This is a genomic window from Anaerolineae bacterium, assembly GCA_014360855.1.
Lineage (GTDB): Bacteria > Chloroflexota > Anaerolineae > JACIWP01 > JACIWP01 > JACIWP01.
In genome coordinates this window covers 1-5,755 of the sequence record JACIWP010000197.1, presented here as the reverse complement: position 1 = coordinate 5,755, position 5,755 = coordinate 1, and the positions used below count along the sequence as shown (strand labels likewise).

Below are 5,755 nucleotides of genomic sequence, written 5' to 3'. Positions count from 1 at the left end.
CATGATACCGCCGGCACCATCGCCGAGGCGCGCCGGCTCTTCTCCCTCCTCGGCCGGCCGAACGTGATGATCAAGGTGCCGGCCACGCCGGAGGGCCTGCCGGCCATTGAGACGCTTATCCGAGAGGGGGTGAACGTCAACGTCACCCTCATCTTCTCCGTGGAGCAGTACGCCGCGGTGGCAGAAGCCTTTCTGCGCGGCTTGGAAGGGCGCGCCCAGGCCGGCCAGTCCCTGCACCGCGTCGCGTCGGTGGCTTCCTTCTTCGTCAGCCGGCTCGATACGCTGGTGGACGCGGAGCTGGAGCGCCTGGGAAGGGTGGAGCTGGCCGGCAAAGCCGGCATCTCCGCCGCCTGCTTGGTGTACGAGCGCTTCCTGCAGATATTCCAGGGGCCGCGCTGGGAGGCGCTGGCAAAGCTGGGCGCACGCCCCCAACGCCCGCTGTGGGCCAGCACCGGGACGAAGAACCCCCTCTATCCGGACACCTTGTACGTGGACAACCTCATCGCACCGCAGACGGTCAACACCCTGCCGCCGGCCACCCTGCAGGCCTTCCTGGACCACGGCACGGTGCGCATTGGCATTGACGAGGCGCGCATCGCCGAGGCACACGAGCATGTGCGCCGGCTGGCGGAGGCCGGCATTGACCTGACGGCCGTCGGCCAGAAACTGCTGGCCGATGGAGTGCGCTCCTTTGCCGCCTCTTACGAATCCCTCCTGCAGAGCCTGGAGGAAAAGCGCCGGCGCCTGCGGGCCGGCATCTGCGCCGCCTCCTGCTCCCTGGGGGATTACCAGCACGCGGTGGAGCGCACCCTGGCCTCCTTGGAGGAGAAGCGCATCGTCTCCCGCATCTGGTCCCATGACCACACGGTCTGGAAGCCGGAGCCGACGGAAATTGCCGACCGTCTGGGCTGGCTTCATATTATCGAGCCGATGCTGGAGGAACTGCCCCGGCTGGAAGCGTTCGCCGAGAAGGTGCGCGCCGCCGGCTATACCCACGCCCTCCTGCTGGGCATGGGCGGCTCGAGCCTGGCTCCCGAAGTGATGCGCAAGGTGTTCGGCGTCGCCCCCGGTTACCTCGAGCTGGGCTCGCTGGACAGCACCTCCCCGGAGGCGGTGCTCTCCTGGGCGGAGCGGCTGGAGCCGGCGCGCACGCTCTTTATCGTCTCCACCAAGTCAGGGACGACCGTGGAGACCCTCTCCCTCTTCAAGTTCTTCTACAACTGGACGCTGGAGCGGCTGGGAGCGGAAGAGGCCGGCCGGCATTTCGCCGCCATCACCGACCCCGGCACTTCCCTCGCCAAAGAGGCCGCCGCCCTGCGCTTCCGCTCCGTCTTCCTGAACGATCCGAACATCGGCGGGCGCTTCTCCGCCCTCTCGTACGTGGGTCTGGTGCCGGCCGCACTCATCGGGGCGGACCTGCGCGGCCTGCTGGAGAGCGCCCAAGAGATGGCGCTGAGCTGTGAGCCGTACGTGACCGGCGCCGACAACCCCGGTGCATGGCTGGGAGCCATCCTCGGCGCGCTGGCCGAAGCCGGCCGCGATAAACTGACCCTGCTCGGTTCGCCGGCTGTCGCCAGCTTCGGCGATTGGGTGGAGCAGTTGATCGCAGAAAGCACCGGCAAGGACGGCAAGGGCATCCTGCCGGTGGTGAATGAGCCGCTGGGTGAGCCGGCGGAGTACGGCAGTGACCGGTTGTTCGTGTACACCTGTCTCGAGGGTGAGGAATCCGCCGAAGCGCAGGAGCGCCTGGCCGCCCTGCAGGCCGCCGGCCACCCCGTCGTGACGCTGAAAATGCGCCGGCGCCAGGACCTGGGTGGGCAGATGTTCCTGTGGGAGTTCGCCACGGCGGTGGCCGGCCATATCCTGGGCATTCACCCCTTTGACCAGCCCAATGTGGAAGCCGCCAAGAAGCTGGCGCGGCAGATGCTGGCCGCCTATCAGCGGGACGGTTCTCTGCCCCTGCCGGCGCCGGCGCTCCAGCACGGCGGTCTGGCGCTTTTCGGGGAGGGACTGGCTGGCAGTGACCCGGCCCATGCCGTTCGACAGTTCCTCTCCCAAGCTCAGCCAGGAGGATATATCGCCCTGCAGGCGTACCTGCCGCCGGCGCCGGAGCTGGACCGCGCCCTGGAGGAAATCCGCCTGCGTTTGCGCCGGCGGACCCGTCTGCCGGTGACAGTCGGCTATGGGCCGCGCTTCCTCCACTCCACCGGCCAACTCCATAAGGGGGATGCCGGCCGCGGCCTCTTTATCCAGTTCACCGCCGACCATCGGCGCGATGCCCCCATTCCGGAGGCGCCGGGAAGCTCCGCTTCCTCTGTGACCTTCGGCACGCTCATCATGGCCCAGGCATTGGGCGACTTTGAGGCCCTGCGGCAGGCCGGCCGGCGGGTGATGCGCCTGCATCTGGGGCAGGATGCACGCGCTGGCCTGGAGCAGATGAAGCAGTGGCTGGAATAATGGCGGGCGAATGCCCCGATATGGATGACGTCTCTGCCAGCGCTCGCGCCCGGGCCATCATCCGCGACATGCGGCTGGTGGTATTCCTGCTGTCTTTGCCCTTTGGTATGCTGTGGTTCATGCTGCCGGTGGTGGGCAGGGATATGGGCGCCAGCGCGCTGGAAATCGGCGGCCTTTACTCGGTCTTCTCGCTGATGACCGTCCTGCTTCGTCCCGTGGTGGGGCGGGCCATTGACCATTTCGGCCGCCGGCCCTTTTTCCTGGCCGGCGCGGCATCCTATGCTGTGGGGAATCTGGCCTACGCCGCCGCTACCAATGTCGCCGGGCTGTACGCGGCGCGCATTGCCCAGGGGGTGGGGAGCGGCCTGACCTGGCTGGCCGCCTACTCGATGGTCGCGGACCTGGCCGGCAGTCTGGAACGCGGCGGCCGCTTCGGCCAGATTGACGAGATGGCCTCGCGCGGCGGCATCGTCGGCATCGCCGCCGCCTTCGCCCTGATGGGCTACCTGGGGGAAAGCGCCGGCTGGTCGGCCAGCTTCTACCTTTTCACGGCGGTGGGACTGCTGGCGCTTGCCATAGCCGCCCGGCGCGTGCCGGAGACCGCGCCGGCCAGGCGCACCGCCCCGCAGACAGCCGGCCAACCTGTCCCCTGGTCCCAGCGCTGGCAGAAATATCGCTCCCTCTTTCATGCTTCCTTCACCACGCTGATGGGCATCGTCCTGCTGACCGCCTCGGCCTACGCGCTGACCAGCCCTATCCTGATCCTGTTCCTGCGCGACCATATCACCAGCAGTGTCGTTCACATAGCCCTGGCGTTCGCCCCATCGGCACTTATCTACGCCTTCCTGCCTTCCCGGCTGGGGAAGATCAGCGACCGCTTTGGCCGGCGCCTGCCCATGGGCATCGCGCTGGCGGTCGGCGGCCTGGTGTCGCTGGCCATACCGCACCTGCGCTCCATTTGGCCGCTGATCATGCTGTGGATCGCGGAATCGGTGTGCTTCGCCGGCGCCACGCCGGCGGAGGAGGCGCTGGTGGCAGACCTTTCTGCCCCCGACGCGCGCGGCCTGGCCTACGGCATATACACCGGCACGTACAGCCTCGGCTCTGTCATTGGGCCGCTCCTCGGCGGGTGGGTGTATGAGCGCTATGGCGAGGCGACGCCCTTTTTCATCGCCGCCGGCATGCTCTGGCTCGGCGCCGCGCTCATCTTCCGTGTGCTGAAGGTGCCGGCGCCGGCCGGCCCGGCCGCCGAGCTCGCGGCGGCCGAGGGGAACAAGGCGGAGGTGTAGTGCCGCGGTGCCCGTACCAGCACTATGCGGTTCCTCAATAGGGCGCGCCTCATTCTTGTGCGGTATCTTCCTGGCCGAACTCGGGGACGATCTCGCGAAGCTTCCTGCGCACGGCGTCCGGGTCGCCGCGGCGGGCGATCTTGATAAGCTCACTGACCTGTTGGTACAGCCCGACCGGGTCGGCCGGCGCGCCCAGGTCCTCCTTCGAGACGAAAATGCGCTCGTGTGCGGTGCGCGAGTGCCGCTCACTGTCAATGAATATCTCCTCGCGCAGTTTCTCCCCCGGCCGCAGGCCGGTGTAGACAATGTCAATGTCGCGGCCGGGCATCAGCCCGGACAGGCGGATGAGGTCCAGCGCCAGGTCAATGATCTTGACGCGCGTGCCCATGTCCAGCACGAATATCTCGCCGCCCTGGCCAAGCGCGGCGGCCTGCAGGACCAGTTGGGCCGCTTCCGGGATGGTCATGAAGTAGCGCTCAGCCTCGGGATGGGTGATGGTGATGGGGCCGCCGCGGGCGATCTGTTCGCGGAACAGCGGCACGACACTGCCGCGACTGCCGAGCACGTTGCCGAAGCGCACGGCGACATACGGCCGGCCCAGCTCCCGTGCCTTCTCCCGCAGTAGTAGCTCCGCCACCCGTTTGGTAGCGCCCATGACACTGCTGGGCATGACCGCCTTGTCCGTGGAGATGAGCACGAAGCGCTCCACGCCGTAGCGCCCGGACAGGTTCAGCAGGTTCCACGTGCCCCAGACGTTATTGGTCACCGCTTCTTCGGGATTTTCTTCCATCAGCGGCACGTGTTTGTGCGCCGCGGCATGGAAGACGCACTCGGGCCGATAGCGCTCGAAAACTTGCTCCATGCGTTCGGTGTCCCGGATGTCTGCCACCACCACGTGCATGGTGAGGTCGGGGAAAAGCTGGCGCAGTTCGTTGCTGACGGAGAAGAGGGAATTCTCGCCGTGTCCCAGCAGGATAAGCTCTGCCGGCCCACAGCGGGCCGCCTGCCGGCACAGCTCGCTCCCGATGGAGCCGCCGGCGCCGGTGACCATGACCCGCCGGCCGCGCAGGATGGCCTCCACGCGCGACATGTCAATGGGCACCGGGTCGCGCCGCAGGAGGTCCTCGAGCTGGACCTCGCGGATGCGGTTGCAGGTGATCTGCCCCTCCAGCACCTGGGTGACATCGGGGGCAATGCCCACCCTGGCGCCGTTCCGCTGGGCGACTTCCATGACCTGGCGCACCAGCTTGCCGGGCGCGTTGGGCCAAGTGATGAAGACTTGATGGATTTTGTAGCCGCGCACGAAGTTTTCGAGCTGGTCCACGCCGCCCAACACCGGCACGTCGCGGATGCGCACCCCGCGGCCGGCCAGCTCATCATCCACGAACCCGACCGGAATCAGCCCGAGCTGGGGATTTTCCTGCATCTCGGTCACCATCATGGCGCCCATCGGGCTGGCGCCGACCAGCAGGACCCGCTGGAAACTGCGTTTGGAAGGACTGAGATTGCGGAAGCGCAGCCAGCTCTCCACCAGGCGCAGGCCGTAGCGCGTGCCGGTGACGCCGCCCGCGGTCATCAAGAAGTCCATGACCAGGAGGGAGAAGGGCGGGGCAGGGAGGTAGCCGGCGAGGGCCAGCAGGTATGCCGCCAGCGTCAGCAGGAAGGAGCCGGCCACCACGGCAACAAGGAGCCGGACGAACTCATAGCCGCTGGCGTAGCGCCAGAAGCGGTGATACACGCCGGCCGCATACAGGCTGACCAGCTTGATAATGATGCTCAAACTGATGTACGAAATCACCCACTCCCGCAGGGGCCGCAGGGAGCCGTGGGTGAACAGGACGCTCAACACTGCCGAGAGGATGAAGACCAGGATATCCGCCAGCATGAAATGGCGGTTGTGGAGGTGGGTCAGCCAGACGAACAGCCGGCTGTCTGGCTCCGGGCGGTAGCTGGCGTCCCTCACAGCTCCCTCCCGATGCGCCGCAGGGCTTCACATACCATGTCCACTT

At 67.2% G+C, this 5,755-nt stretch carries 3 protein-coding genes; 2 read left to right on the top strand and 1 reads right to left on the bottom strand.

Annotated features, from left to right (window positions below):
- Both H5T60_10685 and H5T60_10680 read left to right on the top strand, forming a co-directional pair.
- On the top strand, positions 1-2,457 hold a 2,457-nt coding region (locus tag H5T60_10685; protein ID MBC7242897.1), incomplete at its 5' end, for a bifunctional transaldolase/phosoglucose isomerase.
- A 20-nt stretch (positions 2,458-2,477) separates the two neighbouring features.
- Positions 2,478-3,746: an MFS transporter gene (locus H5T60_10680; GenBank protein MBC7242896.1), complete on the top strand. Its 1,269-nt coding sequence runs from the start codon at positions 2,478-2,480 to the stop codon at positions 3,744-3,746.
- A 49-nt stretch (positions 3,747-3,795) separates the two neighbouring features.
- On the opposite strand, the gene H5T60_10675 is transcribed toward H5T60_10680, so the two are convergent.
- The gene (locus H5T60_10675) at positions 3,796-5,709 is read right to left on the bottom strand and encodes a polysaccharide biosynthesis protein (protein MBC7242895.1); all 1,914 of its coding nucleotides are present in this window, start codon (positions 5,707-5,709) and stop codon (positions 3,796-3,798) included.
- Positions 5,710-5,755: the final 46 nt, after the last annotated feature.